This is a genomic window from Luteibacter sp. dw_328, from assembly GCF_018449605.1.
Lineage (GTDB): Bacteria > Pseudomonadota > Gammaproteobacteria > Xanthomonadales > Rhodanobacteraceae > Luteibacter.
On sequence record NZ_JAAVUW010000016.1, the window covers coordinates 1 to 2,125 of the forward strand.

Sequence of the window (2,125 nt, forward strand, 5' to 3'; positions counted from 1 at the left end):
ACGCTTGGCCTTCGGCTCGCCGATATCGGCGGCGGTGAGCGGCACGCTCAGGTACTGGCCTGGCGCCGGCGACACGGTAAACGTGTTCGCGCGACCCGGGTTGTACAGCCAGCAACCCGTGCTGCGTGCGATACCGGCGGCCACTTCGTCGCTCAGGCCGTTCTGATCGCCCCAGTTCTGGATGGGCGTCGAGTCGCAGGTATCGTCGATCAGGCTGCGCAGGCGACGGTACATCGCTTTGGCGCCCACCACCCAGTTGTCGTCGAGTTGCTTGTCGGCACCGAAGATGTACTCATCCTGGTAGTACGAGTGCAGGCCCTGGGCCGAGACCGTCTTCGCATCCGGCGGGATGCCGTTGGCACCGTTCTTGTTGTAGTTGGCCGAGTACGGGCCGTCGACCAGGCCAGTGGGCACGCCCGTGACCGGATCGATGCCCGTGAAGCCGAAGAGCTGCGACGGATAGGTCGACGGACCGGCACCGCGGATGGCGACGGACGTCGGCAGGCCGAGGTGGTAACGGCCGGCGTTGGCGTAGATCTTCAGCGAGCTGTCGCCGTAGACGTCCCACGACGCACCCAGGCGCGGATCGAGCTGGTGGCGCGCGCTGGCATACGCTTGGCCGCTACCGTTGTAGTTGGTGAACTGCTCGTTGCGCAGGCCGATGTAACCATGCCAGCGGTCCGTGATCTGCCAGTTGTCTTCGACGAACTGCGAACGCTGGTTGGTGCGCGCCGAGGTGCCCGTGCTCAACGCCGTCTGCTCGACGTAATAGCCGTTGGCAAAGTTAGCCGGGTTGTACAGGGCCGGGTCGAGACCGAGGGCCGACAGGCGGCTCTTGATGGCCGTACCATCCGCGACGTCGTTGTAAATATAGCCCGTGCCGCCGGTCGGCAGTGCGCCCGAGGTGGCGCGCAGCACGTAGTTATCGACACCGCCACGGAGATCGTGGTCGCCGATGCGGTATTCGATGTTGGCGCTCCAGCCATGGCTGCTGTCTTCCGCACCCGGCAGGAGGAACGTCGAGCCACCGACCGTGCAACCGGTCTGCGGATCGTTAGCAAATCCAGCGCGCCTGTCGGTGATGGTCGGGCAGGCCTGGCCGGTGGCGGAATTGATGTCCTGGCTATGGTCGGAATGCGAGCGGCCGTACATCGCGTTGACCGTCAGGTCGTCAGTGATGTAACCGGTGTAGTGGCCGATGTACGTGTTGCCGCCCGGCGTCGCGTTGGTCTGCGTACCGTTGTAGTTCTTCGTGTAGACATTACCGAGGTAAGGGCCCTTACCCGTGTCGTAGCTATAAGCGCTGATGGACTGGTTTTCGGTCTCGGTGTCGCCGATGCCGGTGAACTCGAGGATGTTGTTGTCGGTGATGTTCCAGTCGATCTTGGTCAACCAGCGCTTGGTCTTGGCGACATCGTGCTCGTCGTCACTGGTGGTATTGGGACCCGTGTAATCACCGGTGTTCTTGATCCAGTCCGCCGCGGCGAAGATGAACAACTTGTCCTTGATCAGTGCGCCGCCGATGGAGCCGGAGTACTGCAGGTTCTCGTTGTTGCGCAGGGCGTACGTGTTGCCCTTCTGATACTTGGTGCCGTCGCGCAGGTCGATGTCGCGCGGCTGCTGGTTCAGGCCGTCCGGCGACCAGAACACCTGGACGTCGCCCTTCCACTCGTTGGTACCGCGCTTGGAGACGACGTTGATCACGCCGCCGGTGGAGCGGCCGTACTCGGCGCCGTAGCCGCCGATCAGCACCTGTTCCTGGTCGATCGCGTCGTAGGGCAGCTGGCGCGAGCTCACGCCGGTCAGCGGGTTCGTGGCCTGGAAGCCATTGATGTAGTACGCGTTCTCGGACGCCGAGGAGCCACCGAAAGACAGCGCGTTGCCGTAGCCGCGCACGGCGGGCGTGGTACCGGGAGCGAGCAGGGCGATCGAGCTGATCGACGTGCGGGCGATCGGCAGCTTAGACAGCTGGTCGGCGGTCAGCACGGTGCGCGAGTCGACCGAGCTGACGTCGATGCTGGGCAGGGTGTTGGCGGTGACCTGGACGCTGCCGAGGTTGGTGGCGTCGCCGGCACCGGCAGCCGCAGCAGCGGCAAAGGAGACGTCGGTACCCTGGCTGATCTGG

1 protein-coding gene is annotated in these 2,125 nt (G+C 64.4%); it reads right to left on the bottom strand.

All coding sequences use genetic code 11. The annotated features are described in order from the left end of the window. A partial coding sequence (locus HB634_RS22745; RefSeq protein WP_213950223.1) for a TonB-dependent receptor plug domain-containing protein occupies positions 1-2,125 on the bottom strand: 2,125 nt, incomplete at both ends.